This window comes from Streptomyces sp. TLI_053 (assembly GCF_900105395.1).
GTDB lineage: Bacteria > Actinomycetota > Actinomycetes > Streptomycetales > Streptomycetaceae > Kitasatospora.
In genome coordinates this window covers 8,316,028-8,341,951 of sequence record NZ_LT629775.1, presented here as the reverse complement: position 1 = coordinate 8,341,951, position 25,924 = coordinate 8,316,028, and the positions used below count along the sequence as shown (strand labels likewise).

Below are 25,924 nucleotides of genomic sequence, written 5' to 3'. Positions count from 1 at the left end.
CGGCGGGCAGCACCGGCCGGTCCGAGTGCGGACCGCTGCTCAGAACCGGCCGAGCACCGGGTCGTGGTGGATCCGGGCGGCGGGCAGCCCGGCGGCGGCCAGGCGGGTGCGCACCTCGTCGACCAGGCCCGCCGGTCCGCTGACACAGGCCCGGTGCTCGGACCAGTCGGCGGCCCGGCCGACCGCCTCGGCCAGCCGACCGCCGGGGGCGATCGGGGCCCCGCCGTCCTCGGTGACCGGGACGAGTTCCAACCAGTGCTTGCGGAGGCCGAGTTCGGCCAGCGCCGGCCAGTCGTAGAGCTCGTCCCGGCTCCGCGCGCCGACGAAGAGGTGGACCCGCTGTCCGCGCGGGCGGTGCTCCACCAGCCGCTCCACGATCGCCTTCATCGGGGCGAGCCCGGTGCCGCCCGCCACCAGCAGGAGGTCCCTGGTGTCGTCCTCCGGCATCAGGGTGCCGCGCGGCGGCCCCAGCCGGAGGCGGTCGCCGACGACGGTGCTCCCGACCAGCGCCGCGCTCACCCCGCCCGGCCCGGTGCGCCGGACGTGGAACTCCAACTCGTTGTCGGCACGCGGCGCGCAGCCCATCGAGTACTGCCGCCAGGTGTGCGGCAGGGCCGGGTGCTCGACCGTCCCGTACTGTCCGGCCCGGTACGGGTAGGGCTCGCCGGTGCGCACCCGGAGCACGGCGAGGTCGTGGCGGCGGCGCTCGTGGCCGACCACCGTGGCGTGCCAGTACGGGGGTTCGGTGAGCGCCGCCTCGGCGCCCGCCACCATCGAGCGGACGGTGAAGCGCAGCATCCGCACCCAGGCCGCCTCCAGCCCGGGGTGCCACCGGGAGCCCGCCCAGTACCGGACCGCCTCGCGGAGCGCCTCTTCGAAGGCCTCGTAGTGGACCGGCCGGACACCGAGCTTCCGGTGGTCGCGGCCGAGCCGGGCGAGGGTCTCGGCGAGTTCGTCCGGCCGGTCCAGCCGCTCGATCACGTACTCGAACATCCGCTCCAGGTGGGCCTGCTGGAACTCCATGGACTCCGGGAACAGCGCGCGCAGGAACGGGCGGTGGCTGAACATGCGGGCGTAGAGGTGGTCGATGAGCTCGTCGAACGGGGCTACCAGGGCCAGGTCCCGGAGGATCAGCCGACGGTCGGCCGCCCCGTCGTAGCCGCTGCGGCCATCGGCGCCGGGCGGCGAGGGTGCGTCCTGGGGTGCGGTGGAGAAGGACGGCGCCGGTGCGAGGATCTGTCGGCGCAGCCGCATGGCATGGTGTCGCGCGATCAGCCGGTCGTACTCGGCGGTGGTGCTGGTGGTGTCCATGCCGGGCAGCCTAACGAGCACTGACACCTCGTCAGCCATTTGTCGGACCGGTGCTGTTCACCGTCCCGATGGGCGGCCGGCCGGTTCCGGGCAGGCGGCGGCCCGGGGCCGCCGCGGAACCAGTAAACGGCTCCGCCCGGGTGTCGGGACAGGGCCGGTGGTCCCTGGCCGGACGGGACCACCGGCCCCCCGCGGGCTCCGGGAAAAGGACTACCGACCCGTCGACGGGGCTTCCGAACCAGAACCAGAAGCCGAACCCGAGCCGGAGCCGGAGCCGGAGCCGGAACCCGAGTGCGACTGCGACTGCGCACCGGGGTCGGGCCGGTCCGCGGCCCCCTGCTCGGGGCGGCGCGCGCTCGCGGCGCCCCCGGACGGCCCGGTGGCGATCCAGCTCGCCAGCAGCCGCAGCGACTCGGCCGAGGGCGAGTCCGGCTCGGCGTGGTAGGCGACCAGCACCTGGTCCGGGTCGCCGGCCGGGCGGAAGGTCTCGTAGCGCAGGGCCAGCCGGCCGACCACCGGATGGCGCAGCTCCTTGACCCCGTGCCCCTTGTCCAGGACGTTGTGCGCCGCCCACAGCCGCCGGAAGTCCTCGCTCTTGACCGAGAGTTCGCCGATCAGCGAGGTCAGCCGGGGGTCGTCCGGGTCGCGGCCCGCGTCGAGCCGGAGCATCCCCACCAGGTCCGCCGCCTTGCTCTCCCAGTCCAGGTAGAGCTCCCGGTTGCCCGGTTCGAGGAAGACGTGCCAGGCCAGGTTTCGCCGCTCCGGCGGCAGCGCCGCGACGTCGCCGATCACGGCGTTGCCGAGGCGGTTCCAGGCGAGCACGTCGAGCCGCCGCCCCAGCACGTAGGCCGGGACACCGTCCATCGCGTCCAGCAGCTGCGTCAGCTCGGGCCGGACCTGCTGCGTGCGCGTCGGGCGGCCCCGGCCGGGGCGGCGGCGCACCGGCCGGGTGATCCGCAGCAGGTGCTCGCGCTCGGCCGGTTCGAGCCGCAGCGCGCGGGCGATCGCCTCCAGGACCGCCGTGGAGACATTGTCGCCGTTCCCCTGCTCCAGCCGGACGTAGTAGGCGGTGCTCACCCCGGCCAGCTGGGCCAGCTCCTCGCGGCGCAGCCCCGGGACCCGGCGGCGGCCGCCGTAGTCGGGCAGGCCGACATCGGCCGGCCGCAGTCGGGCCCGCCGGGACCGCAGGAATTCGCTGAGCTCGGTGCGCTGGTCCATGCCAGCAGTATGGGCCCGCCCGCCGCGGCGGACGGGCGCCGAGGGTGATACTGCCGGTGGTAGGACCGGTGGTCGTACGACGACCACTGGCCTGGCCCGGCCCGAACAGCGCGCCGAGGCTTGGGGCATGGCGAACACGACGAACACGACGATCACCGCAGGCACCGCCGCCACCGACACCGGCACCGGCACCGGCACCGGCACCACCGTCACGGACTCCCCCGACCGGCCCGGCCGGATCGCGGTCTACGCAGCCGCGGCGCCGAAGGCTCCGCTGGAGCGCACCACCGTGCCGCGCCGGGCGCTCGGCCCGGAGGACATCCTGATCGACGTCCGCTACGCCGGGATCTGCCACTCGGACATCCACCAGGTCGACGAGGACTGGGGCCCCGGCATCTTCCCGATGGTCCCGGGCCACGAGATCGCCGGAGTGGTGACGGCGGTCGGCTCCGCCGTCTCGCGCTGGACGGTCGGCGACCGGGTCGGCGTCGGCTGCTTCGTCGACTCCTGCCGGGAGTGCGACAACTGCTCTGCCGGGCTCCAGCAGTACTGCACGGGCGGGGACGGCATCGTGCTCACCTACAACGGCCGCGGCCGGGACGGTTCGCCGACCTATGGCGGCTACGCGAAGCAGCTGGTGGTGGACGAGCGGTACGCCCTGCGCATCCCCGACGCGCTGCCGCTGGACGTGGCCGCGCCGCTGCTCTGCGCGGGCATCACTGTCTACTCGCCGCTCAGCCACTGGGGTGCAGGTCCCGGGCGGAGGGTCGCCGTGGTCGGGCTCGGCGGGCTCGGCCACCTGGGAGTGCGGCTCGCCCGGGCCAAGGGCGCGGAGGTCACCGTGCTCAGCCAGTCGCTGCGCAAGCGGGAGGACGGGCTCCGGCTCGGCGCCCACGACTACCGCGCCACCTCCGACCCGGCGACGTTCACCGAGCTGGCCGGACGGTTCGACCTGATCCTCAACACCGTCTCGGCCGACCTCGACCTGAGCGCCTACCTCGGGCTGCTGCGCACCGACGGCACGCTGGTCCAGCTGGGCGCGCCGGCGAAGCCGGTCGGCCTGGGCGCGCACGCGCTGCTCACGGGGCGGCGGTCGCTCTCGGGCTCGATGATCGGCAGCCTGGCGGAGACCCAGGAGATGCTGGACTTCTGCGCCGAGCACGGGATCGGCGCGGAGATCGAGCTGATCCCGGCCGAGCGGATCAACGAGGCGTACCGGCGGGTCCTGGCGAGCGACGTGCACTACCGCTTCGTCATCGACACGGCGACGATCTGACGCCCGCCGACGGGCTGCCCGGCCGCCGCGGTCCAGCTGCCCGCTCGACGGAACGCACGACGAACGACGCCCCGTCCCCGGCGCTCTCCCTTCGCCGGGGGCGGGGCGCCGGCCCTGTCGGCGGTGGCGGGCGTCGGTCACCGGCCGCGACCGCCGCCCGCCACCGCCTTCTCAGACGCCGGCCGGGTCGGCGGCCTCGCGTCCGGTCCGGTCCCGGCGCAGCCGACGGCGGCGCGGGGGCTGGTCGGGCAGCCACCCGAAGGCGAGGCAGCTGCCGATCACGCCGAACAGCATCCCGAGCAGGAAACCGCCGAGGTTGGAGGTGAGCCAACTGCCCAGCGAGGCCAGTACGGCGAGGATCGAGTAGAACAGCCGCTGGGCCGGGTTGAAGAGGATCAGCAGGCCGCAGAGCGCCATCACCGCCGGAACGAGATAGCCGGCCAGCCCCTGGATCCCGATGTGCAGGACGACGGGCAGCGGGGCGCGCAGCGTGAAGAGGATCTCGGCGCCGCCGAACAGGACCAGCGCTCCTCCCCAGAACGGCCGCCGGCCCCGCCAGCCGCGCCAGGCCAGCCGGGCCCGGGCGGCCGCACCCGCCCGGGCCTTCGGCGCCGTCCGCGCTCCGGGTCCGGCCGGTGCTCCCGGCTCGCCCCCGGCCTCCGGACCGACCTGTGCGTCCGGCCCGACGTGGGCCTCCGCCTCCGCCGGTGTCCCCGGCTCGGGTCCCGCCACCGTCAGCAGCCCTCGGAGCTGAAGCTCAGCCGGAGGTTGGGCAGCTTGAAGGCGCCCGCGGTGGTGGCGTAGTTGTGCTGCCGGAGATTGCGGATCTTGACCGTGTCGGCCTGCTGGCCGAAGACCCCGGGCAGGCCCTTGACGCCTGCCTTGGTGTAGGTGCTGGCGTCCCCGCCGATCTCGATGTTCTTGAACTCCGCGTCGCCGGAGAGCAGATCGGAGTCGGTGGTGAGGTCGGTGGCGGTGACGGGGGTCCCGGCGTCACCGGCCCGGATCAACAGGTTGATACCGCCGAGCTCGACGCTCTGGCACAGCTTGGTGAGCGAGGCGTCCTTGATCGCCGAGACCGCGACCAGTACCTGTCCGCCGGTGTCACCGGCGTTGGGACTGTCCTCGATCATGTGGTCCAGGCTGCCGAACTGCTCGAAGCCGACGCCGTCCAGGCTGTCGGCGGTGACGACGAACGGCATGCCGGAGATGGCGAACTGGGCGGCGAGCACACCCTGCGCGGTCAGGGCCATCAGCACCGCGCCGGCGGCGACGGCGGGGACGGCCATCAGCGCCGTGCGCCTCAGCCGGACCCGGCCTCTTCCCTGGCCGGGTGACGCGGGTACCTCGGTGTTCTCGGTCGGGTGGGCGGCGTCCTCGGACGTGGCCATGTGTGCTCCCTCGGGTGGTGGGGACGGGCAGGCACTGGCACGTTGTCCTGGCGCGGACAGCGTTCTGCGGCACGGCAGCGCGGGACCACCCCTCGGCAGCGGGGCGGACCGGTCGGGCCGCAGTGGGTAACTGGGAAGCTACTGCCCGGTATTGACCGGGTCAATACGGGTGCACGAAGGATCATCGTCCGCCCCCGGACCGCGTTCCGGGGCCGGTCCGGCCGAGGCCAGGCGGCGTGCGGCCTCGACCGGACCGAGGAACGGTGCCAGGCAGAACAGGCTCAAGGTGGGCAGCAGGTCAGGGAGTTCGGCAGTGCGGTCGGTGTCGATGCAGCGCTGGAGGGTGGAGTAGACACCGCCGACCACCGCGTCGATCATCGCCTCCACCCCGATGCCGTCCGGGAGTTCGGGGATCTCGGCGAAGAACGCCCGGAACCGGATCAGGAGCTGCTCCCGCTCGCGTCGTCCGGCCGGACCGACCGCGTCCAGTTCGATGACCGCCATGGTCGCGAAGGCCGGCACCCCGGCCAGCAGCCCGAGCATCGCCCGCAGAGCCTCGCGGATCCCGCCGCACCAGTCCGGCGAGGCGGCGAACGCCCGCGCCATCCGCCGGATCACCACCCCGGTGCCGTGCCGGTGGGCGGCGAGGAAGGCGTCCTCCTTGCCGGTGAACAGCTCGTAGAAGACCGGCCTGGTCACCCCGGCCGCGCGACAGATGTCGCTCACCGTGGCGCGCTGGTAGCCGTGTTGCGCCACGGTGTGGACCAGCCCGTCGAGCAGGCGCTCGCGCTGGGTCGCCGCGACCACCCCGGGCGGCAGCCGGCTCGGCCCGGGTTTGATCGATCGGGCCGGGTCGCGCCCGGCGCGCGCACCGGGGATCAGGACCACGTCGGCATTCCTGCGGAGATCCGGGTCCATTGCCATCTTCCGTCCCCAACTCCTGTGCATTGCCTTGACATTGGCGCGACATCAGGTTTACAACACTGGCGGGTTTCCAATCCGCGGCCGAGTCCGCCGGAAGCCCGCACGCGTTCCGACTGCTCAGTATGGCGAACGCATGCCCGGCGGTGGCAGCCGTCGACGTGCACCCTGCACTCCCGCAATCGCGTTGGACCGTTCCACCCCGCCGTACTCAGCCGTACCCGGCCGGTTCCTTCCGGCCGGCCCAGGCCGTGCCGTACCCGCCGCACAACGTCGTGCCGCCGGTACCACGCCGTACGGGCGGGCCCGTGGCGCCGGGCCCGCCGAGTCGCCGTTCGCGGCGCCCCACCTCGCACACCCCCCGTTCCGGCCGGGCGCGGCCGACGATGCCGCGCACCCCCACACCGACCGCACGGGCTCCCCCACCCGACTCGCCCGGAGAGGCACACCCTCATGCGCATCCGCCGTACCCTCGGAGCCACCGCCCTCGCCGCCGCCGCGGTGCTGGCCGCCGGCACCATGACCCCCGCCCAGGCCGCCGGCTCCGCCGTGCTCACCCACACCTCGGTGGGCGGGCCCAACATCGCCGTCGGCGACGTGCTCACCGCCGACCTGGTGCCCGGCAGCTTCGCCACCTTCTACTCCAGCGCCACCGGGACCAGCGGCATCAAGTGCGCCGCCTCCTCCTTCTCGGCGACCGTCACCAGCAACCCGGCCGCGCCCGGCGTGGCCACCGAGCAGCTCAACACCCAGACCTTTGGCTCCTGCACCGCCAACGTCATCGGCGTGACCTCCGTGCAGAGCATCACCGTCAACAACCTGCCCTACACCAACTCGGTCAGCGACGCCCCCGGCAACCCGGTCTCGCTCGACCCCACCTCCGCCGGCCCGCTCCAGACCACGGTGGTGCTGAAGACCATCCTCGGCACCATCACCTGCGTCTACCGGGCCGCCGCCGGCATCAGCGGCACCACCAGCAACGTCGGCCAGACCATCGGTTTCAGCGCCCAGGCCCTGCCCAAGGTCTCCGGCCCGAGCACCTGTTTCGCGACCGGGTACTTCAGCGCCACCTACGGGCCGGTGAAGGACAGCTCGGTGGCCGGCAGCCCGCACGTCTTCATCAACTGACCCTCCCGGACCGTCCCTCCCTGACCGTCCCTGTCGTACCGTCCCCCGCCGGGGCCGGTACGACCACCGGGCGGGGTGCGGCCGCCGCCGCACCCCGCCCCACCGGTTCCGCCTGCCCGCCGGGGGCCGGGTGCCGCCGTGTCCGGGACAGCGAAGTGACCCGCGGGTAGGGTGCTCGCGACGGACACCGGAACAGGGACGGCGGGACAGGCATGGTCGGCGACGGCACGCAGTTCTTCGAGTCGGTGGCCGACACGGCCGCACGACTGGCCGAGGTCGGCTACCTGGCCTCCACGGAGGTCGCCACCACCGTCTTCCTCGCCGACCGGCTCGGCAAGCCGCTCCTGGTCGAAGGCCCGGCCGGCGTCGGCAAGACCGAACTCGCCAAGGCCGTCGCCGCACTCGGCCGGGCCCGGCTGGTCCGGCTCCAGTGCTACGAGGGCATCGACGAATCCCGCGCCCTCTACGAGTGGAACCACGCCAAGCAGTTGCTGCGGATCACCGCAGGGCGGGACGAGGGCTGGGACGCGGCCCGCACCGACATCTTCGGCGAGGAGTTCCTGCTCACCCGGCCGCTGCTCACCGCCATCCGCGGCGACGAACCGACCGTGCTGCTCATCGACGAGATGGACAAGGCCGACGTCGAGGTCGAGGCGCTGCTGCTCGAAGTGCTCAGCGACTACCAGGTCACCGTGCCCGAACTCGGCACCGTCACGGCGACCCGCCGCCCCTTCGTCCTGCTCACCTCCAACGCCACCCGGGAACTCTCCGAGGCGCTGCGCCGCCGCTGCCTCTTCCTCCACCTCGACTACCCGGAGGCCGAACTGGAGCGCCGGATCGTCCGGCTGCGCGTCCCCGGGCTGGACGCGGCGCTGGCCGAGTCGCTGGTCCGGGTGGTCGGCGCGCTGCGGGCGCTGGAACTGCGCAAGGCCCCCTCGGTGGCCGAGACGGTCGACTGGGCCCGCACCCTGCTCGCGCTCGGCGCCGACACCCTGGACGAGACGGTCGTCCGGGCCACCCTCGGGGTCGTCCTCAAGCACCAGGACGACGTGCTGAAGGCCGCCCAGAAGCTCACTCTCGCATGAGCGTCCCGCCCCCGGCCGCTCCGGGCGGCCCGCCCGGTGGGCCCACCGGTGGGCCCACCGCGGGCGCGTCCCCCGGCGCGTCCCCCGGGACCTCGCCCGGCACGTCCGATCCCGCGGACGTGGCCGCCCGGCTGACCGCCTTCGTGCGCGCGCTGCGTGTCCACGGCCTGCGGATCGGGCCTGCCGAGACGGTCGACGCCGCCGCCGTCCTGGCCGTGCTCGGCCTCGCCGAACGCGAGCAGGTCCGGGCCGGACTCGCCGCCGCACTGCTGCGCACCGACGGACAGCGCCCGGTCTTCGACGCCGCCTTCGACCTGTTCTTCCCGCTCGGCGTCGGCGATCCGGAAGCGGTGCGCCGGGCCTCGGCGCACCGCGCCCCGGACCCGGCCGACCCCGCCGACCCCGGCGCTCCGGGTCCCGCTGCACCCGCGGGCCCGGACGCGGACCCGGCCGCGCAGCGCGAGGAGCTCCGGGCGCGGCTCGTGGCGGCGCTCGCCGCCGACGACCGGGCCGCCCTGGCCGGGCTCGCCGGCGAGGCGGTGGCGGCGTTCGGCCGCTACGGCGGCGCCGGCACCGCCGGGCGGCCGGGGAACGACGGCTGGTCGTCCTACCAGACCCTCGGCAGGCTCGCACCGGAGACCCTGCTGGCGCGGGTGCTCGCGGCCCTGCGCGCAGGTGCCGCCGGCACCGGACCGGACCCCACCGCCACCGACCCCACCACCACCGACCTCGCCGACCACGTCCTGCCCGACGAGATCCGCCGCCGCATCCAGGAGTTCCGCGCCATGGTCGCCACCGAGGCGCGCCGACGGGCGGCCGAGATCCGCGGCACCGAACGCCTCGCCGAACGGGCCGTCGCACCGAGCCCCGACCGGATCGACTTCCTCGCCGCCGGCCGCGACCAGCTCGCCGAACTGCGCCGCACCGTCCACCCGTTGGCCCGCAAACTGGCCACCCGGCTGGCCGCCCGCCGCCGCCGCGCCGCCCGCGGCCGGATCGACCTGCGCCGCACCCTGCGCCGCTCGCTCTCCACCGGCGGCGTCCCGCTGCGCCCCGCCCACCGGCTGCGCCGTCCCGCCCGGCCCGAACTCGTGCTGCTCTGCGACGTGTCCGGCTCGGTGGCGGGCTTCTCCGACTTCACGCTGCTGCTGGTCCAGGCGATGCGCGACCAGTTCAGCAAGGTCCGGGTGTTCGCCTTCGTCAACCGCACCGCCGAGGTGACGGACCTGCTCACCCGCGGCGGCGGCGACCCGGCCGCGCTGGCCCGGCGGATCCTCACCGAGGCCAAGGTGACGGGCCACCACGGCAACAGCGACTACGGCTCGGCCCTCGCCGAGTTCGCCGAACGCCACCTGGACGCCGTGGGACCGCGGACCGCCGTGCTGATCCTCGGCGACGCCCGCAACAACTACCGGGACCCGCACCTGCCCGCCCTGCGGCTGATCGCGGCCCGCGCCCGCCAGGTGCACTGGCTCAACCCGGAGCAGCCCGCCCTCTGGGGCACCGGCGACTCCGCCGCCCCCGCCTACGCCGGGGTGGTGCCGATGCACTGCTGCCGCAACGCCCGCCGGCTGGGCGAGTTCGTCGCCCGGCTGCTGCCGGTCTGAGGCGCGCGACGGACGGCGCCTCGGCGGGCCGGGGCACAGCGGACGGGGCACAGCGGACGGCGCGCGACGAACGGGGGCGACGGACCGCGCGCGACGGACGGGGGCGGTGCCGAGGCCCCGCCCCCGGTGCCTCAGCGGTCCAGCTGCCCCAGGAAGTCGAGCAGGGCCTCGTTGACCTCCGCCGGGCTCTCCTGCTGGGTCCAGTGCCCGACGCCCGGCAGCGTCACCCGCCGGTACAGCTTCGGTGCCAGCCGCTCCAGCAGCCCGCGCATCGCCTCCTCCGGGATCAGGGCCATCACCATGTCCTGGTCCCCCGCCACGTAGAGGGCCGGGACCTCCACCGGACGTCCGGCCAGCCCGGCCAGCAGCTCGTTGTTCCGGTCGATGTTGCGGTACCAGTTGAGACCGCCGGTGAACGCCCGATCGCCGTGCTCGGCGTAGTCGGCGACGAACGCCTCGATGTCCGCCTCGGAGAGCCAGTCCGGCAGCTTCTCCGGCTCGGGGACGCTGCCCAGCAGGGTCTGTCCCTCGCGGATCACCCACGCCCGGGGCCCGCCGCCGTCCGGCCGGGCCCCGGCGCCACTGGACAGCATCCGGCGGAACGTCGAGTGCGGGTCCCGGCCGAGCTCCGCGTCCGCGACACCGGGGCGCTGGAAGTAGATCTGGTAGAAGCCCTCGCCGAACCGCTCCCGGGCCTGGGCCAGCGGCGGCAGACCGAGGGTGGGCAGCGGCGGGACGCTCAGCCCCGCCACGCCGCGCACCAGGTCGGGGCGCAGCGCGGCCGTGCTCCAGGCGACCGGGGCGCCCCAGTCGTGGCCGACCAGGACGGCGCTCTCCTCGCCGAGGGCGCCGATCAGCGCGGTGACGTCGCCGACCAGGTGCAGCAGGGTGTACGCGTCGACCGACTCGGGCTGCTCGCTGCGGGCGTAGCCGCGCTGGTCGACGGCGACGACGCGGTAGCCGGCCTCGGCGAGCGGGGCGAACTGGTGCCGCCAGGAGTACCAGCTCTCCGGGAAGCCGTGCAGCAGCAGGACGAGTGGTCCCTCGCCCTGTTCGGCGACGTGCAGCCGGACTCCGTTCACCTCGACCTGACGGTGCGCGATATGTCCGTACGCCTGCTTGGTCATGCGGCCCTCCTCGTCGACGACGCGTCATCCGGCAGAACGGGCGGCGGCCGACCGTTCGTTCCCCGCGACCGCCGCGTCCGCGCCCTGCCGGGGTCAGTCCCCGCTGTCGCGGCGCGTCCGGCCGCCGCCCTCCCGCCGGTCGAGCAGCGCCGTCGCGGCCGCCAGCAGGGCGCCCACCGCGATCAGTACGAAGTAGCCGGCGGTCCGGTGGTCGGCGGGGACGAGGTAGCTGACGAAACCGAAGACGTGCAGGCCCCACAGGTGGTCGACGAGCAGGCCGTTGATGCCGCCGACGATCAGGACGAAGCTCACGAATCCCAGCAGGTTCTTCATGGTTCCGACGTTAGGCAGCCGGGCCGCCGACCGGATCCGACTTTCGGCGCGACCGGGGCCCACCAAAGTCGCGCATCCGCAGCAGCACGGGCACGGCGGCCAGTGCCGGGGCGGCGGCCAGCGCGAAGCAGAGCGGCAGCGGCAGGTGTCCGACCAGCAGGCCCGCGCCCGCGCCGCCGACGGCCGAACCGGCGTTGAAGGCGGTGTTCACCCAGGCGCCGGCCCTGGTCCCGGCCTCCGGGGCGACCGCCTCGTCCGCGACCAGGTAGGAGGTGGTGAGGGCGGGCGAGACGAAGAACCCGGCGACGCCGACGGCCGCGCCGAGCAGGACCGGGCCGGGTGCGAGCCCGGCGCCGGCCAGGGCCAGGCCGAGGCCGGCGGTGAACAGCGGCAGCCGGACGGCGTTCGGCACCGGCCGGTCCAGTGCGCCCAGCCCGAGGCCGCCGACGGCGCTGCCGGCGGACAGTGCGGCCAGGATCCAGCCGACCGCCTCGGGCCGCCCGCGGTCCTCGGCGAAGGCGAGCACCATGAGGTCCAGGGCGCCCAGCGCCAGCCCGGTCACCGCGGAGGCGAGCACGGCGGCGCGCAGCGCCCGTCCGCCGCCGAGCGGTGTCCGGCGGCGGCGGACGGGCGCTGCGGGCGCGGCACCGCGGCCACCGTCCGTCCCGTCCGTCCCGCCCGGCGCGTCCGGTGCGTCCGGTGCGGCCGGTGCGACCGCTCCGGCCGCCGCCACCGGGGAGGCGGCCAGCAGCAGGGCCCCGGCGAGCAGCAGCCCCGCACCCACGGCCACCGCACCACCGGGACCGACGACCGGAAGCAGCAGACCGACCAGCAACGGACCGGTGACGAAGAGCAGTTCCTCCGCGACGCCGTCCAGGCTGAACGCCCGGCGCAGCAGCACCGGGTCGGGAAGGAGCCGCCGCCAGAACGTCCGCATCACCGGACCCAGCGGCGGTGTGCAGGCGCCCGCCGCGACGACGAGCGCGCCGACCGCCGCCGGAGCGGCACCCGGCCGGGCGGTGGCCGCGACCACGGCGAGCAGCAACGCGCCGTACAGCACGGCCATCGGCGGCAGCACCCGCCGGGGACCGTGGCGGTCGACCAGACCGGCCCGGACCGGTGAGAGGAGCACACTGGCGAGCGCGAACAGGGCCATCGCCGCGCCGGCCGCGGAGAAGGAGCCGGTGGCCTCGCGGACGGTGAGCAGCAGGGCGAGCGGAACCACCCCGTAGGAGAGGCGGCCGAGCAGCGCGGCGGCGAAGGTGCGGCCGGCGTGCGGGGCGCCGAGCACGGCGCGGTAGCCGGGGCGTGCGGACGGGCCGCGCGGAGGCGCGGAAACGGTGGAAGGCACGGTGGACGTCCTCAGGGAGGTCCGGTCCGCGGGCCGGGAGGATCACGGCGGGCGGCACCGGAGGTGCGTACGGGGACACCGGAGGACCGCGCGGACCCTGATCGGTCGGGGCGCGGTCGCGTCGGGCCTGCTACGCACGGAGGAAGGACATGGGCCGCACCGTACCAGGACGCCGCGCCGGGCGGGAGGCCCGGACGGAGCAGCGGGCAGGGCGGGGCGGCGGCCGTCCGGGTACGTTCGCGGTGTGCAGCAGAGGTCACCCCACGTCAGCAGGCGCGCCCGGGCCGGGAGACCGGCGGCGGCCGGTGCCGTCGCCGTCCTGGTCCTCGCGGCCGGCGCGCCCGTCGCCTTCTCGGCCCCTTCGCCGTCGCCCGCCGCGTCCTCGGCGTCTCCCTCCGCGCCCCCGGCGGCGGCCGGAGCCACTGCCGGAGCCACTGCCGCTTCCGGTTCCGGTTCCGGGGCCGGGGCCGGGGCCGCGCAGGACGCGGCCGCCGTGGTCGGCGGCGAGCGGCTGGGCCGGCCCGCCGTCCAGGTCGCCCCCCGGACCGGGGCGCCCGAGCTGCCGGCCACCCTCACCGGGCGGTCCTGGCTGATCGCCGACGCCGCGACCGGCGAGGTGCTCGCCGCGCGCAACGCCCACCTCCCGCTGCCGCCCGCCAGCACCCTCAAGATGCTGTTCGCCGACACCGTGCTGCCGAAGTTCGACCGCGGCCTGGAGCACAAGGTGACTCCCGCCGAGCTGGCCGCGCTGGGCGCGGGCAGCAGCCTGGTCGGCATCAAGGAGAACCTGCCGTACCGGGTCGAGGACCTCTGGCGGGGCGTCTTCCTCGCCTCCGGCAACGACGCCGTGCACGTGCTGTCCCACATGAACGGCGGTCTGGCCCGCACCGTCTCCCAGATGCAGGAACGGGCCACCGCGCTCCAGGCGAAGGACACCCGGGTGGTCTCCCCCGAGGGCTACGACCAGGACGGCCAGGTCTCCTCGGCCTACGACCTCACCCTGTTCGCCCGCGCCGGGCTGCGCAACCCCGACTTCCGCGGCTACTGCGCGACCCGCACCGCCCGCTTCCCCGGCGCGGTGGACAAGGCGACGGGGCAGCGGTCCGCGTTCGACATCGCCAACACCGACCGCCTGCTGGGCAAGTACCCGGGCCTGATCGGGGTGAAGAACGGCTACACCACCAACGCGGGCGCCACCTTCACCGGTGCGGCCGAACGCGACGGCCGCACCCTGCTGGTGACGGTGATGCACCCGGAGCAGCAGGCCAAGGTCTACGACGAGGCGGCCGCGCTGCTGGACTGGGGATTCGCGGCCGCGGGCAAGGTCGAACCGGTCGGACGCCTGGTCGAGGAGGAGGCCGCGCCCGGCGCGTCCGCGGCCCCCGCCACCGAGGCCCCGGCCACCGGCGTCCTGCCGCACGCCATCCAGCAGGCCGACCACGCCCTCGGCCCGGCCGGCTGGACGGCCCTCGCCCTCGGCACCGCCCTGGCCCTCTGGGCCGCCGGCCGGGTGCGCTCGCGCCGCCGTCCGCACCCCGCCGCGGTCCCCGCGCTCCCCGTACTCCCCAGCGGCCTGCCGGTCCCGCCGCGACCGGACTACGCCCCGCACATCGCGTACTCCGTACCCACCGGGACGGCACCGGCCGCTCCCGACCGCCGCGGCGCCACCGCCGTCGGCGGCGCCACAGCGGTCGGCGGCACCACCCGCCGCCGCCTCACCCGCCGCGCCCGCTCCCTGGCCCGCTCCACCCGCGCCCGCCTCACCGCGACCACCACACCCCGCCGGGGCCGCCGTTCCTGAGGCCCGTCGGGCACCACCGGTCAGACGGCCACGAGACTGTCCGGCAGATGACCGGCGGCCCAGACCCGCAGGAAGTCCACCAGATCCGCCCACGCCCCCGTCAGCAGCATCACGCCGACGAGCACGAGCATTCCCCCGCCGAACCGCACGACCCCGCGATGGTGGCGCCTCACCCAGCCGAAGGTTCCCATCGCCCGCCGGAAGACCAGGGCCGACACGACGAACGGGATCCCGAGCCCCGCGCAGTAGAAGAAACCCAGCAGGGCCCCCCGGGCCGGATCGCTCTCACTGAGCGCCAGGGTCTGGACGGCGGACGCGGTCGGCCCGATGCACGGCGTCCACCCCACACCGAAGACGATGCCGAGAACCGGCGCCCCCGCCAGCCCGACCGCCGGCCGGTACCGACTGCGGAACTCCCGCCCGGAGATCCCGGACAGCACTCCGGAGAAGAGTCCGGAGAACACGATTCCCATCAGGATCGTCACCACTCCGGAAGAGATCTCGACCGTACGCCGGTGCTCCACCAAGGTGTTGCCGAAGTAGCCGAACAACGCACCGGCGGAAACGAACACGGCGGTGAAGCCGAGGACGAACAGAACCGTCCCCAGGACCAGCTGTCCGCGCTTCCTCCCGCCGGCGTCCGCAAGGTCGGCCGCCGAGAATCCGGTGACGTAGGACAGATATCCCGGGACCAGCGGAAGAATGCACGGCGAGAGGAACGAGAGCAGCCCCGCCAGCGCGGCGACCGGAATCGCCAGAACCAGAGCCCCCGTGAAAACGGCCTGAGATCCGTCGACGGCCGTTGCGACCGGTTCCATCTGCACGTGACACCTTCCCGGACGCCCCCGACCCGATCCGGGCGTTCGTCGGCGACGAACGCCCGTGGCCAGCCTCGCAGAGGCCGTTCCGGCGCTCGGCACCGGCCGGGGCGGCGCGGAGTCGGCCCTGCTCCCGGGGGGTCCGTGCCGGGCGAGCCCTAGAATCCCCCTATGAGCGCCACTCCCCACCCCGACCCGCACCGGCAGGAACGGCTCGAACGCCTGGTCAGCCTCTCCTCCGGCAGCTATCTGCTGGTCACCACCTTCAAGAAGGACGGCACCGCCGTGCCGACGCCGGTGTGGGTGGTGCGCGACGGGGAGGCGCTCGGCGTCTGGACCGTCGCCGACTCGTGGAAGGTCAAGCGGATCCGCAACCGCCCGGACGTGCTGGTCGGCCCCTGCGACGTCCGGGGCAACCCGACCGGCGAGTCCGTCCCGGCGACCGCCGAGATCCTCGGCCCCGAGCGCACCGCCGCCTACCGGACGCTGCTGCGGCAGAAGTACGGGCTGGTGGGCGTCGTCACGGTGCTCGGCAGCCGGCTGCGGCGCGGCGAGCGCGGCACGATCGGCATCCGGCTGACGCTGACGGACGACTGACCCTGACGGACGGCTGACCGGGGCGGCCGACTGACCCGGGCGGCCGACGGCCGCCCCTTCCGCCCCGCGTCCCCCACGACGCGTCCGGATCCTCGTCCGGTTCATGCCAGGGAAAACGTTCTTCCGTTGGACGCCTGGTCGTTCGCCGGAGCGCGCGGTACGGCATGGGTGGCGCTGTAGAACACACAGCGCCCGCCCATCCACTGCTGCACGCCCGTCAGGAGGACGCCCATGCGGCGAACCGATCGAGTCCGGCTCCGCGCACTGGCGGTGGCATCGGCCGCCACCGTCGTCGCAGCGCTCACCGCGCTGCCCGCCGGCACCGCGCAGGCCGTGTCCCCGGACCTCGTCATCAGTCAGGTGTACGGGGGCGGCGGCAACTCCGGCGCGCCGTACACCAATGACTTCGTCGAGCTGTACAACCGGGGCACCACCCCGGTCAGCCTCACCGGCTGGACCGTCCAGTACGCCTCGGCGGCCGGGTCCTCCTGGTCGAAGACCACCCTGTCGGGCACCGTCGCCCCCGGCAAGTACTACCTGGTGCAGGAGGCCGCCGGGGCCGGTGCCGGCGCCGCGCTCCCGACGCCGGACGCCACCGGCACCATCGCGATGGGCGCCAACGCCGGGAAGGTCGCGCTGGTCACCAACTCCACCGCGCTGACCTGCGCCACCGGCTGCGCCGGCCAGCCCGGGGTCAAGGACCTCGTCGGCTACGGCACGACCGCCTCCTCCGCCGAGGGCTCGCCCACCGGGAACCTCGCCAACACCACCGCGGCGGTACGGGCCGGCGGCGGCGCCACCGACACCGACAACAACGCGGCCGACTTCGCCGTCACCGCCCCCACCCCGCGCAACTCGACCTCCGGCGGCGGGACGGGCGGCACCCGCATCCGCGACATCCAGGGCGCGGCCCGCACGTCCCCGCTGGCGGGCCGGCCGGTCACCGGCGTGCCCGGCGTCGTCACCGCGGTCGGCCCGAGCGGCTACTGGTTCCAGGACCCGCAGCCCGACACCGACCCGGCCACCAGCGAGGCGGTCTACGTCTACACGGCGAGCGCCCCCGGCGTGGCGGTCGGGGACTCCGTCCAGGTCGGCGGCACCGTCAGCGAGTACCGCCCCGGCGGCACCGGCGGCACCACCAACCTGACCGTCACCGAGCTCACCTCGCCCAGCACCACCGTGCTCGCCCACAACGCGGCACTGCCCGCCGCCACCCTGGTCGGCTCCGGTGGCCGGGTGCCGCCGGCCGCGGTGATCTCCAGCGTCACCACGGGCGACGTCGAGACCGCCGGCGGGTTCCAGCCGGCCACCGACGGCCTGGACTTCTGGGAGTCGCTGGAGGGCATGCGGGTCCAGCTGAACAACGCCGCCGTGGTCGGGCCGAGGGCTTCCGTCGGCGAGATCCCGGTCGTCCCGCAGGGCTCCGCCACCAGGACCGCCCGCGGCGGCATCCTGCTGCAGGCCGCGGACGGCAACCCCGAGCGGGTCCTGCTGGACGACGTGCTCGCGCCGACCCCGGCCGCCAACGTCGGTGACACCCTCTCCGGCGCCACCGTCGGCGTCCTGGACTACTCCTTCGGCAACTTCAAGCTGCTGGTCACCGCCACCCCGACCGTTCTCCCCGGCGGCCTCGCCCCGGAGACCACCGCCGCACCGGCGGCCGGCGAGCTGTCCACGGCGACCTTCAACGTCGAGAACCTCGCCCCGAGCGACCCGCAGGCCAAGTTCGACGGCCTCGCCGCCGCCGTGGTCACCAACCTGCGCTCGCCCGACCTGGTCGCCCTGGAGGAGATCCAGGACAACTCCGGCGCCACCGACAACGGCGTGGTCGCCGCCGACCAGACCCTGGCCAAGCTCACCGCCGCGATCACCGCGGCCGGCGGCCCGGCCTACTCCTACCGCCAGCTCAACCCGGTCAACGACCAGGACGGCGGCCAGCCGGGCGGCAACATCCGCCAGGTGTTCCTCTACCGCACCGACCGGGGCCTGAGCTTCACCGACCGCCCGGGTGCCGGCTCCACCACCGCCGACTCCGTGGTCAACACCGGCGGGGTCCCCTCCCTCGCCTACTCCCCCGGCCGAATAGACCCGACCAACACCGCCTTCAACGCCAGCCGCAAGCCGCTCGCCGGCGAGTTCCGCTGGAACGGCCGCCCGGTGTTCGTGATCGCCAACCACTTCAACTCCAAGGGCGGCGACCAGCCCCTGTTCGGCCGCTACCAGCAGCCGGCCCGCCCCTCCGAGACCCAGCGCCACGCCCAGGCCACCGCGGTCAAGTCCTTCACCGACCAGATCCTCGCCGTCGACCCGAACGCCGCCGTGATCGTCCTCGGCGACCTCAACGACTTCGAGTTCTCGCAGACCGCCGACCTCCTCACCGCCGGCGGCTCCCTGGTCGACCTCCCCCGCACCCTCCCCCTCGCCGAGCGGTACACCTACGTCTACGAGGGCAACTCCCAGGTGCTCGACCACATCCTGATCTCCCCCGCCCTCGCGGCCCGCGCCTACAGCTACGACATCGTCCACCTCAACAGCGAGTTCGCCACCCAGCTGAGCGACCACGACCCGCAGGTGGTCCGGATTCCGCTGCCGTAACGCGCTCCCCGCACCCGCACGCCCCGCTGCCCCGGCGTCACCTCCCCGACGCCGGGGCAGCGTCGCGTCCGCCGACCCGTGCCCGGAAGGTGACGATCCGATTGCGTGCACACAATCTGCTCGAATTCCGATCACACCAGCAGGTCAAACGGCTAGGCTCCCTGCTGGCCGGACCGGGCACAGACCGACGGCACCACTCGCGGCTGCGCCCACGCCGACGGCACAGCCCTGCTCATCTGGGGGACATCCGTGCAGGAAATGGTCAAGGGCGCCAACGTCGGACTCGCCGCGCTGAGCGAGGGTGACGGGAGCGTCGACGCCGTCACCGTGATCCTGGGCTGGAGCAGCCCGTCCGGCGACGGCGACGCGGACGTCTCGGTCCTCCTCCTGACCGACGAGGGCAAGGTCCGCGACAACGCCGACTTCTTCTTCTACAACAACCCCACCGCCGCGGACGGCAGCGTCCAACTGCTCGGCCAGAGCCCCACCGAGGTCGGCACCGAGGACCGCATCCAGCTCGACCTCACGGCCGTCCCGGACGGCATCGAGCGGCTGGTCATCGCTGCCAGCCGGCACCAGCGGGCGCCGTTCGGACAGTTGGACAACCTCCGGCTCGAACTCGCCGACCTCGGCGGCGAGCGGCTGCTCGGCTTCTCCATCACCGACGCCGACTCCGAGAGCGGCTTCGTGTTCGGCGAGATCTACCGCCGCAACCAGGAGTGGAAGTTCCGCGCCATCGGCCAGGGCTACGACACCGGCCTCGCCGGTCTGGCCACGGACTTCGGCATCGAGATCGAGGACGACGCCGCCGAGGAGGCCGCGGCCGAGCGCCTCGCGGTGGACGGGGCGGACGAGGCAGCGGTAGCGGTGCCGGCTTCGGGCGCGGCGGCGGTCGCCGCCGAGGCCGAGGCCGGGGGCGCCCTGTCCGCCCCGACGGCCGGCCCGACCGCCGAGACGCAGGCGACGACCCCCGGTCCGGTTGCCGGCAACGCCCCGGCCGCCGCCGACGCCGCGACCGACTCCACCGCCGCCGACTCCGCCTCGGCCGCGCCCAAGCGGCTGCGCACGGCGCGGAAGAAGGTGACGCTCCCCAAGGCCGCCAAGCCCTCGCTCGCCGAGAACGACGCCTGGAACACCGCCCGCCTCTTCCCCGCCACCGCGCTCAACCGCGACCGCGAGCGCGAGGTCCGCGCCACCTCCGTCCTGCTCTCCGTGATGGCCCAGGTCCCGGAGTTCGGCCGACGGCTCACCGCCGCCTTCGGCGCCCCGGCCGGCCGGATGGAGACCTTCACCGAGGTCTCGCTCCCGCACGGCGAGACGCCCAAGCGGCCCGACGGCGTGATCCGCGTCGAGCGCGCCGGACGGCTCTGGACCGCCCTGGTCGAGAGCAAGACCAACGGCAACCCGCTGAAGGCCGAGCAGGTCCAGGACTACATGGACATCGCCGCCCGGCGCGGCTACGAGGCGGTCATCACCCTCTCCAACGACGTCGCCCTCGAAGGCAGCCCGCTCGTCCAGGTCAAGATCGACGGTCGGCGCAAGCACAAGGTCCTGCTCGCCCACCTGTCCTGGGCCGAGGTCGCGTACCAGGCGAAGATGCTGATCCGGCACGAGGGCGTCGGCAATCCCGCCCACGCCTGGCTGCTCCAGGAACTGCTGCACTACCTCCAGCACGACAACTCCGGCTGCCACGGCTTCCAGAACATGGGCCCCGCCTGGGTGCCCGTCCGCAAGGGCATCGACGACGAGACGCTCGCCGCGGGCGACGAGCGCGCCACCCTGGTGGTGGAGAGCTGGGAGCGGCTGGTCCGCCAGGTCTGTCTCCAGCTCGGCGGCGAACTCGGGGTCAAGGTGCTGCCGGTCCAGCGCACGCGTCGCGGCGAGGACGCCCGGGCCCGACGAACGGCGCTGGCCGACCGGCTGTGCGCGGACGGGCGGCTGGACGCGGAGATCAGGATCGAGGACGCGCCCGGCACCATCGTTATCGCGGCGGACCTGCGGGTCGGGAAGCTGCGGACCTCCGCCGAGATCCCGGCCCCGGAGCAGGGCTACCCGCTCAGCTGGGCCAAGCGGCTGGTCCGCCAGCTCGCCGAGGCGCCGGCCGACCTGCACATCGAGACCCTCACGGACGGCGCCGCCGCGGGCCCGCGCGGCACCCTGGAGAAGCTGCGGCCGGAGCCGGGCGACCTGCTGCCCAAGGACTCCGCGCGGATCACCGGCTTCCGGCTCTCGCTGGTCAAGGGCATGGGGAGCACCCGGGGGAACGCCGAGAGCGGCTTCATCCGGAGCGTCGACGCCGCCGTCGAGCGTTTCCGCACCGGGGTCCTGGTGCACCTCGACCAGCGGACGGCGCGCCGGGCGTAGGGCGCAGGGCGTCAGCTGCCGGGCGGGTACCGGCCCGGGCCCGCCCGGCACCCGCCCGGCCCCGGACCGGGCTCCGGCGCTGGGCCGGACGGGGGATGTGATCCGGGTCATTCGGGGTGGGCGGGAACCCGGCGGGGCGGGGGCACGACTGGTGGGGCGTGAGTGGGATGTCGCCGGGTGCCCGGCCGTTGAGTGTGCTCGCGGGGTTCGCCCTGCTGCTGGTAGTGGTGTTCGTCGTGGCGTTCGCGGTGGGGCGCGGCGCCGGGCCGGTGACGCCCGGGCTGACGCCCGGTGGCGGAGGCGGCGGGAAGCCCGGCATGGGGCACGACATGGGAGCGGCCCGGTGAGGGCGGCCGCGGAGTCCGACGCGCTGGTGTCCACCGACCTCGCGGTCGGCGGGATGACCTGCGCCGCCTGCGTCAGCCGGGTGGAGAAGCGGCTGGCCCGGATCGAGGGCGTGAGTGCCGGGGTGAATCTCGCCACCGGGCGGGCCCGGGTGCTGCACCCGGCCGGGGTGGGCCTGGACGATCTGGTCTCGGCGGTCGAACGGGCCGGTTACACCGCCGAGTTGGCGCCGGAGGGCGTGCCGTCCGCCGGGCCGGCGACGGAGGAGGCCGGGGAACGGTGGCGGCTGCTGGTGACGGCGCTGCTGGCGGTTCCGGTGCTGGTGCTGTCGATGGTGCCGTCCGCGCAGTTCGCCGGCTGGCAGTGGGTCTGCTTCGGGCTGGCCCTGCCGGTGGTGAGCTGGGGTTCGGCCGGCTTCCACCGCCGGGCGGTGCAGGGGCTGCGGCACGCGGCGGCGACCATGGACACCCTGGTGAGCCTCGGTGTGGTCGCCTCCTTCGCCTGGTCCGCGTACGCGCTGCTGTTCGGCGGGGCGGGCGAGATCGGCATGCGGATGCCGTTCTCGCTGACCGCGGACGGCGGCGGCACCGCGCACGTCTATCTGGAGGCGGCCGTCGGGGTGCCGCTGTTCGTGCTGGCGGGGCGCCTGCTGGAGGGCAGGGTGCGGCGGCGCAGCGGTTCCGCGCTGCGGGCGCTGGCCGAGCTGGGTGCCAAGCAGGTGTGCGTCCGCGATCCGGGGAGCGGTGAGGAGCGGCTGCTGTCGATCGAACAGCTGCTGCCCGGGCAGGAGTTCGTGGTCCGTCCGGGTGAGCGGGTGGCCACCGACGGGGTCGTGGTCGAGGGCGGCTCCGCGCTGGACCTGAGTCTGCTGACCGGCGAGTCGGTGCCGGTGGAGGTCGGGCCGGGCGACCGGGTGGCGGGCGCGACGGTGAACGTCGGCGGGGCGCTGGTGGTGCGGGCGACGGCGGTCGGCGCGGACACCCAGCTCGCCCGGATCACCGCACTGGTGGCGGACGCCCAGGCCGGCAAGGCGCGGGCGCAGCGACTGGCGGACACCGTCGCCGGGGTGTTCGTGCCCTGCGTGCTGACGGTGGCGGTCTGTGTGCTCGGCTTCTGGCTGGGCGCGGGCGCCGACCCGCAGGCGGCGGTGACGGCGGCGGTCGCCGTGCTGGTGGTGGCCTGCCCGTGCGCGCTGGGCCTGGCCACGCCGACCGCGCTGCTGGCGGCGACCGGGCGGGGCGCCGAACTGGGCGTCCTGGTCCGCGGCCCGGAGGTGCTGGAGAGCCTGCGCCGGGTCGACACCGTGGTGCTGGACAAGACCGGCACCCTGACCACCGGTCGGATGGAGCTCGCGACGGTGGCCGTGGCCGCCGGCGCGGGCGTCGACGAGGAGCGGGTGCTGCGGCTCGCGGGAGCCGTCGAGCACCGTTCGGAGCACCCTGTCGGGCGGGCCGTCGTGGGGGCGGCCCGGGCCCGGTGCGGCTCCGACCCCCTTCCGGTGGTGGCCGGGTTCGCGGCCACCACCGGGGTCGGGGTGTCCGGCGAGGTCGAGGGGACCGCTGTGCGGGTGATCCGCCCGGACGAGGCCGCGGGGCCGCTGCCGACCGAGCTGACGACGGCGCTCGCGGACGCCTCGGCGGCGGGTCGCACGCCGGTGGTGGTGGAGCTGGACGGCCTCCCGGTGGCGGTGCTGGCGGTCGGCGACACCCTGCGTTCGGGCAGTTGGCGTGCCCTGCACCGGCTGCGCGGGATGGGCCTCGAGCCGGTCCTGCTGACCGGCGACGGGCCGGGGGCGGCACGCGCGGTCGCGGAGGAGCTGGGCATCGAGCAGGTGCACGCCTCGGCCTCCCCGGAGCGCAAGGCGGAGGTGGTGGCCGAACTGAGGGCGGCCGGGCGGACCGTCGCGGTGGTCGGCGACGGGGTCAACGACGCGGTGGCGCTGGCCTCGGCGGACCTCGGGGTGGCGCTCGCCTCGGGCAGTGACGCGGCGATCGGCGCGGCCGGTCTGACCCTGGTGCGCGGGGACATCGAGGTGGTGGTGGACGCCGTCCGGCTGGCCCGGCGCACCCTGGCGACGATCCGGACCAATCTGGTGTGGGCGTTCGGCTACAACGTGGTGCTGATTCCGCTGGCGGCGGTGGGGCTGCTCAACCCGATGCTGGCGGCGGTGGCGATGTCGCTGAGTTCGCTGCTTGTGGTGGGCAACAGTCTGCGGCTGCGGACCTGGCGCCCCGGGCGCGGTGGGGCGGACGACCGGGGGGCCGGTCGGTCCGCTCGGCCGGTCCGGGCGCGGCGCCCGGCGGGTGCGACGTGGTGAGCGGCCGGCCGGCGGACGGGGCCTCGGTTGCGCGACCGGAGGCGGGACGGCGGGCGGTCGAACGGCTCAAGGCGGGGCGGGCGGTCGAACGGCCCAAGGCGGGGCGGGCGGTCGAACGGCTCAAGGCGGGGCGGGCGGTCGAACGGCTCAAGGTGGCCGGGCCGCCGGTCGGGGCCGCCCTGGTGGCGCTCGCGCTGCTGTCCGGCTGGACGGCGATCGGCGGTGCGGGCACCGCGCGCCCGGTCGAGGCCGGACCGGGCTGGCTGCTCCTGCCGTCGGCGGGCGGGGTCCCGTCCACCGCGGCCTTCTTCACGGTTCGCAACCCCGGCGACATACCGGACGAACTCACCGGCGCCAGCTGGGAGTTCGGCGGCAAGGTGACCCTGAAGCGGCATCTGCACCAGGGCTCGGCGGGCAGCTGGGCGCCGGTCACGGCCCTTGAGGTGCCCGAGCGGGGCGAGCTGGCCATGTCCCCCGAGGATGCCGATCTGATGATCATAAATCCGCCCGCGCTGAAGGTCGGCCAATGGGTGGAGTTCACCCTGACCTTCCGCAACAGCCCCGAGCTGCGGGTCAAGGCGGAGGTCCGCCCGCCCGGCGGCCGCCGCGACTGAACTCCGAGGAGGACCGGCCCCCCGTCCGGCCTCCTCGGACCCGCCGGGTGGGCCGGCCGCATCGAGGGGCGGCCGGCCCACCCGGCGAGGGATCCCGGGGCCGGGCGGCGGGGCCGGGTGACGGGGCCGGGTGACGGGGTTGGGCGACGGGTGAGGGGCTGGGCAACGGTCCCGGGCGACGAGTTGCCGGTCGGGCCCGGTAGTTTGTGGACCGTCCTTCCGGGGGCCGCCGGGAATTCGGATGCCCCGAGCAGGGAATCCGTGCTTTCCTGTGTCACCCCGTCACCCCGATACGCCGTTACGCGGTCACCCCGTCACACCTCACCCCGTTCACGGAGCGGGTGGCGGTGGTGGCCGCACGCCCGGCAGCACTGCCCCGCACCGAGGAGTTCTCCCATCAGTACCGTGATACGCCGGTCCGCCCGCACCGCCCTGGCCACCGCCGCCTGCGGCGCCGTCCTCGCCGGCGGCCTCGCCGCGTGCGGGACCGTCCAGCAGCTCAACGCGGCCGACAAGGTGTCGAAGGCCTTCGAGACCTTCGGCAACGGCAAGTCCTTCAGCGCCAAGCTGTCGGTCGACGCCACCCCTGCGCAGATCGAGGCCTTCGGCGCGGCCACCGGCGAGGAGATCGACAAGGACAGCGCGGCCGCGCTGGCCGCTGTGAGCCTGTCGGTCGCCTTCAGCGCGGACAAGCCGCTCAAGGAGATCCGGCCGAGCAAGGCCGCCGGTTCCGGCAGCGGCGCCGCGCCGGCCGCCGACCCGTCGGTCGCGGCCTCCTACACGCTCACCGGCAAGGGCGGCGCACCGCTGCTGGAGCTCCGCCAGGTCGGCGGCAAGGCCTACGCGCGCGGGGACCTCGCGGGCTTCGCGAAGCTCGTCGGTGAGAACGCCGCCGAGGTCGAGGGTCTGGCCGAGGGCCTGCCCACCGCCCTGGGGAACGCGCTGAAGGGGCAGTGGGTCAGCTTCGACACGAAGGCCCTCGGAAGCACGGGCGGCACCGGCGGTGCAGGCGGGGCGGGCGGGGCAGCGACCCCCAAGCCGAGCCTGGACCCGAAGGCCGCCGAGAACCTGAACGCGTCCCTCAAGGACATCCTCACCCACGACCTGTCCTTCGAGGACAAGGGCAAGCAGGACGGCAAGGACCGGATCACCGTCACCGCCCCGGCCCGCAAGCTGACGGAGGACCTGCTGAAGGCCGTCGAACCGCTCGCCAAGGACGTCCCGAGCCTCGCCAAGCTGCCCAAGGCCGGCCCGTCCAAGGTGCCGGACCGCCCGCTGGCACTGGACCTCTACCTCGACGGCGGCACGCTGTCCGCCGTGACCTTCGACCTGGCCCAGCTGGAGGAGAAGGCCGGTCCCGGCACGCCGCTGCCGCTCCGGATCGCGTTCGGCCACGACACCCCGGCCGTGCAGGCGCCCGTCGGCGCCACCGAACTCGCCACCGAGGACATCAGCGGCCTCCTCGGCGAGCTCGCCTCCGCCGGCGGCGGCGCGGGTGGCGCCGGTGGCGCGGGCGGACCGGCCGCGCCGCTCACCGACGCCCAGATCAAGGAGCTGACCCGGGACGGCGCCATGAACGAGGAGCAGGTGCGGCTGTACAACGCGATGGGCCTGGGTTACCAGGACATCAAGGACCTCGCCGACCTGAAGTCCTGAAGTCCTGAAGTACTGAGGTACTGAGGCCCCTGGGGCACCGGGGCTCCAGGGGCCGGAGATGCCGAGAGC

At 74.8% G+C, this 25,924-nt stretch carries 21 protein-coding genes; 12 read left to right on the top strand and 9 right to left on the bottom strand.

Annotated elements, in window-relative coordinates; all coding sequences use genetic code 11:
* Positions 1 to 39: 39 nt before the first annotated feature.
* Entirely contained in the window at positions 40 to 1,311 is a 1,272-nt protein-coding gene (locus tag BLU95_RS34750) for a globin domain-containing protein (RefSeq protein ID WP_231978034.1), read from the bottom strand.
* A 210-nt stretch (positions 1,312 to 1,521) separates the two neighbouring features.
* Positions 1,522 to 2,529 carry a helix-turn-helix domain-containing protein gene (locus tag BLU95_RS34745; protein ID WP_093863473.1) on the bottom strand — a complete coding sequence of 336 codons (1,008 nt, stop codon included), beginning with the start codon at positions 2,527 to 2,529 and terminating at the stop codon, positions 1,522 to 1,524.
* A gap of 127 nt (positions 2,530 to 2,656) precedes the next feature.
* Here BLU95_RS34745 and BLU95_RS34740 point away from each other — a divergent pair, with 127 nt between their 5' ends.
* Positions 2,657 to 3,805 carry an NAD(P)-dependent alcohol dehydrogenase gene (locus tag BLU95_RS34740; protein ID WP_093863472.1) on the top strand — a complete coding sequence of 383 codons (1,149 nt, stop codon included), beginning with the start codon at positions 2,657 to 2,659 and terminating at the stop codon, positions 3,803 to 3,805.
* Positions 3,806 to 3,976: 171 nt separating this feature from the next.
* Here the strand turns inward: BLU95_RS34740 and BLU95_RS34735 are convergent, their stop codons facing one another.
* From BLU95_RS34735 to BLU95_RS34725, 3 genes are all read right to left on the bottom strand, one after another.
* The gene (locus tag BLU95_RS34735; RefSeq protein ID WP_093865351.1) at positions 3,977 to 4,378 is read right to left on the bottom strand and encodes a DUF6114 domain-containing protein; all 402 of its coding nucleotides are present in this window, start codon (positions 4,376 to 4,378) and stop codon (positions 3,977 to 3,979) included.
* Between the two features lie 161 nt (positions 4,379 to 4,539).
* Positions 4,540 to 5,196, bottom strand: coding sequence for a DUF6230 family protein (locus tag BLU95_RS34730; RefSeq protein WP_231978033.1), 657 nt, complete (start codon positions 5,194 to 5,196; stop codon positions 4,540 to 4,542).
* A gap of 138 nt (positions 5,197 to 5,334) precedes the next feature.
* Positions 5,335 to 6,120, bottom strand: coding sequence for a TetR/AcrR family transcriptional regulator (locus BLU95_RS34725; protein ID WP_231978032.1), 786 nt, complete (start codon positions 6,118 to 6,120; stop codon positions 5,335 to 5,337).
* A gap of 450 nt (positions 6,121 to 6,570) precedes the next feature.
* Here BLU95_RS34725 and BLU95_RS34720 point away from each other — a divergent pair, with 450 nt between their 5' ends.
* From BLU95_RS34720 to BLU95_RS34710, 3 genes are all read left to right on the top strand, one after another.
* Positions 6,571 to 7,245 carry a Tat pathway signal sequence domain protein gene (locus tag BLU95_RS34720; RefSeq protein ID WP_159425116.1) on the top strand — a complete coding sequence of 225 codons (675 nt, stop codon included), beginning with the start codon at positions 6,571 to 6,573 and terminating at the stop codon, positions 7,243 to 7,245.
* Positions 7,246 to 7,457: 212 nt separating this feature from the next.
* Entirely contained in the window at positions 7,458 to 8,330 is an 873-nt protein-coding gene (locus BLU95_RS34715) for an AAA family ATPase (protein WP_093863470.1), read from the top strand.
* Positions 8,327 to 9,937 carry a VWA domain-containing protein gene (locus BLU95_RS34710; RefSeq protein WP_093863469.1) on the top strand — a complete coding sequence of 537 codons (1,611 nt, stop codon included), beginning with the start codon at positions 8,327 to 8,329 and terminating at the stop codon, positions 9,935 to 9,937. Before BLU95_RS34715 ends, BLU95_RS34710 begins: the two co-directional genes overlap by 4 nt.
* Before the next feature lie 131 nt (positions 9,938 to 10,068).
* On the opposite strand, the gene BLU95_RS34705 is transcribed toward BLU95_RS34710, so the two are convergent.
* The 3 genes from BLU95_RS34705 to BLU95_RS34695 form a co-directional block, all read right to left on the bottom strand.
* The gene (locus BLU95_RS34705; protein ID WP_093863468.1) at positions 10,069 to 11,064 is read right to left on the bottom strand and encodes an alpha/beta fold hydrolase; all 996 of its coding nucleotides are present in this window, start codon (positions 11,062 to 11,064) and stop codon (positions 10,069 to 10,071) included.
* A gap of 93 nt (positions 11,065 to 11,157) precedes the next feature.
* Entirely contained in the window at positions 11,158 to 11,397 is a 240-nt protein-coding gene (locus BLU95_RS34700) for a hypothetical protein (RefSeq protein ID WP_093863467.1), read from the bottom strand.
* Positions 11,398 to 11,407: 10 nt separating this feature from the next.
* Complete coding sequence (locus BLU95_RS34695; RefSeq protein ID WP_093863466.1) at positions 11,408 to 12,748, bottom strand: MFS transporter; 1,341 nt, start codon at positions 12,746 to 12,748, stop codon at positions 11,408 to 11,410.
* A 244-nt stretch (positions 12,749 to 12,992) separates the two neighbouring features.
* Between BLU95_RS34695 and BLU95_RS34690 the strand changes: the two genes are divergently transcribed.
* Positions 12,993 to 14,549, top strand: coding sequence for a D-alanyl-D-alanine carboxypeptidase family protein (locus BLU95_RS34690; RefSeq protein WP_353653524.1), 1,557 nt, complete (start codon positions 12,993 to 12,995; stop codon positions 14,547 to 14,549).
* Positions 14,550 to 14,569: 20 nt separating this feature from the next.
* On the opposite strand, the gene BLU95_RS34685 is transcribed toward BLU95_RS34690, so the two are convergent.
* A complete protein-coding gene (locus BLU95_RS34685; protein WP_093865347.1) occupies positions 14,570 to 15,367 on the bottom strand; it encodes a cytochrome c biogenesis CcdA family protein in 798 nt (265 codons plus the stop codon).
* A 171-nt stretch (positions 15,368 to 15,538) separates the two neighbouring features.
* On the opposite strand from BLU95_RS34685, the gene BLU95_RS34680 reads away from it, so the two are divergent.
* The 7 genes from BLU95_RS34680 (at position 15,539) to BLU95_RS34650 (ending at position 25,855) form a co-directional block, all read left to right on the top strand.
* A complete protein-coding gene (locus BLU95_RS34680; RefSeq protein ID WP_045943103.1) occupies positions 15,539 to 15,964 on the top strand; it encodes a PPOX class F420-dependent oxidoreductase in 426 nt (141 codons plus the stop codon).
* A 231-nt stretch (positions 15,965 to 16,195) separates the two neighbouring features.
* Positions 16,196 to 18,559, top strand: coding sequence for a DUF8508 domain-containing protein (locus BLU95_RS34675; RefSeq protein WP_093863465.1), 2,364 nt, complete (start codon positions 16,196 to 16,198; stop codon positions 18,557 to 18,559).
* Positions 18,560 to 18,817: 258 nt separating this feature from the next.
* Positions 18,818 to 20,923 (top strand): TerD family protein, encoded by a 2,106-nt coding sequence (locus tag BLU95_RS34670; RefSeq protein WP_173862312.1) that lies wholly within the window; start codon positions 18,818 to 18,820, stop codon positions 20,921 to 20,923.
* Positions 20,924 to 21,111: 188 nt separating this feature from the next.
* Positions 21,112 to 21,270 (top strand): hypothetical protein, encoded by a 159-nt coding sequence (locus BLU95_RS34665; RefSeq protein WP_159425115.1) that lies wholly within the window; start codon positions 21,112 to 21,114, stop codon positions 21,268 to 21,270.
* Between the two features lie 53 nt (positions 21,271 to 21,323).
* Complete coding sequence (locus BLU95_RS34660) at positions 21,324 to 23,585, top strand: heavy metal translocating P-type ATPase (protein ID WP_093865346.1); 2,262 nt, start codon at positions 21,324 to 21,326, stop codon at positions 23,583 to 23,585.
* Positions 23,582 to 24,199, top strand: coding sequence for a copper chaperone PCu(A)C (locus tag BLU95_RS34655; RefSeq protein ID WP_093863462.1), 618 nt, complete (start codon positions 23,582 to 23,584; stop codon positions 24,197 to 24,199). The genes BLU95_RS34660 and BLU95_RS34655 overlap by 4 nt, the downstream gene beginning before the upstream one ends.
* A 405-nt stretch (positions 24,200 to 24,604) precedes the next feature.
* Positions 24,605 to 25,855 carry a hypothetical protein gene (locus tag BLU95_RS34650; protein ID WP_093863461.1) on the top strand — a complete coding sequence of 417 codons (1,251 nt, stop codon included), beginning with the start codon at positions 24,605 to 24,607 and terminating at the stop codon, positions 25,853 to 25,855.
* Positions 25,856 to 25,924: the final 69 nt, after the last annotated feature.

Bases quoted from the DNA above. Each gene is read 5' to 3' on its own strand.
- BLU95_RS34750 (WP_231978034.1), bottom strand. From the start codon at position 1,311: ATGGACACCACCAGCACCACCGCCGAGTACGACCGGCTGATCGCGCGA.
- BLU95_RS34745 (WP_093863473.1), bottom strand. From the start codon at position 2,529: ATGGACCAGCGCACCGAGCTCAGCGAATTCCTGCGGTCCCGGCGGGCC.
- BLU95_RS34740 (WP_093863472.1), top strand. From the start codon at position 2,657: ATGGCGAACACGACGAACACGACGATCACCGCAGGCACCGCCGCCACC.
- BLU95_RS34730 (WP_231978033.1), bottom strand. From the start codon at position 5,196: ATGGCCACGTCCGAGGACGCCGCCCACCCGACCGAGAACACCGAGGTA.
- BLU95_RS34725 (WP_231978032.1), bottom strand. From the start codon at position 6,120: ATGGCAATGGACCCGGATCTCCGCAGGAATGCCGACGTGGTCCTGATC.
- BLU95_RS34720 (WP_159425116.1), top strand. From the start codon at position 6,571: ATGCGCATCCGCCGTACCCTCGGAGCCACCGCCCTCGCCGCCGCCGCG.
- BLU95_RS34715 (WP_093863470.1), top strand. From the start codon at position 7,458: ATGGTCGGCGACGGCACGCAGTTCTTCGAGTCGGTGGCCGACACGGCC.
- BLU95_RS34710 (WP_093863469.1), top strand. From the start codon at position 8,327: ATGAGCGTCCCGCCCCCGGCCGCTCCGGGCGGCCCGCCCGGTGGGCCC.
- BLU95_RS34705 (WP_093863468.1), bottom strand. From the start codon at position 11,064: ATGACCAAGCAGGCGTACGGACATATCGCGCACCGTCAGGTCGAGGTG.
- BLU95_RS34700 (WP_093863467.1), bottom strand. From the start codon at position 11,397: ATGAAGAACCTGCTGGGATTCGTGAGCTTCGTCCTGATCGTCGGCGGC.
- BLU95_RS34685 (WP_093865347.1), bottom strand. From the start codon at position 15,367: ATGGAACCGGTCGCAACGGCCGTCGACGGATCTCAGGCCGTTTTCACG.
- BLU95_RS34680 (WP_045943103.1), top strand. From the start codon at position 15,539: ATGAGCGCCACTCCCCACCCCGACCCGCACCGGCAGGAACGGCTCGAA.
- BLU95_RS34675 (WP_093863465.1), top strand. From the start codon at position 16,196: ATGCGGCGAACCGATCGAGTCCGGCTCCGCGCACTGGCGGTGGCATCG.
- BLU95_RS34670 (WP_173862312.1), top strand. From the start codon at position 18,818: ATGGTCAAGGGCGCCAACGTCGGACTCGCCGCGCTGAGCGAGGGTGAC.
- BLU95_RS34660 (WP_093865346.1), top strand. From the start codon at position 21,324: ATGACCTGCGCCGCCTGCGTCAGCCGGGTGGAGAAGCGGCTGGCCCGG.